The sequence below is a fragment of the Cupriavidus sp. SIMBA_020 genome (genome assembly GCF_046535395.1).
Lineage (GTDB): Bacteria > Pseudomonadota > Gammaproteobacteria > Burkholderiales > Burkholderiaceae > Cupriavidus > Cupriavidus campinensis.
The window spans coordinates 1-261 of the sequence record NZ_JAWRWU010000897.1; the positions used below are offsets into that span (position 1 = coordinate 1).

Annotated in this window: 1 pseudogene; it reads right to left on the bottom strand. The window is 70.9% G+C overall.

Annotated elements, in window-relative coordinates:
• Positions 1-248 (bottom strand): annotated as a pseudogene (locus tag SB751_RS32015) (DNA-binding response regulator); the annotation flags it as partial.
• Positions 249-261: the final 13 nt, after the last annotated feature.

Here is a 261-nt window from a genome sequence, read left to right on the forward strand (position 1 = left end):
CCCAATGGCCGCGCCGCTGGCTGCGGATAGCATTCCCCGCCCGCCAGCACCAGGCTGACCGCGGCGGCCAACGCATCCGGGCTGGAGGCCTTGGGCAGATAACCCGCCACGCCGGCCCGCGCGCAGGCGGCCATGACGTTCTGGTCCAGCACCGCGTACAGCGCCAGTACCAGGCGCGGCATGAACAGCGCCATCGCCTGCGACAGCAGGCCGATGTCGGGCTCGGTTACCCCGCTGCAGCCGACCACCAGCAATTCCACT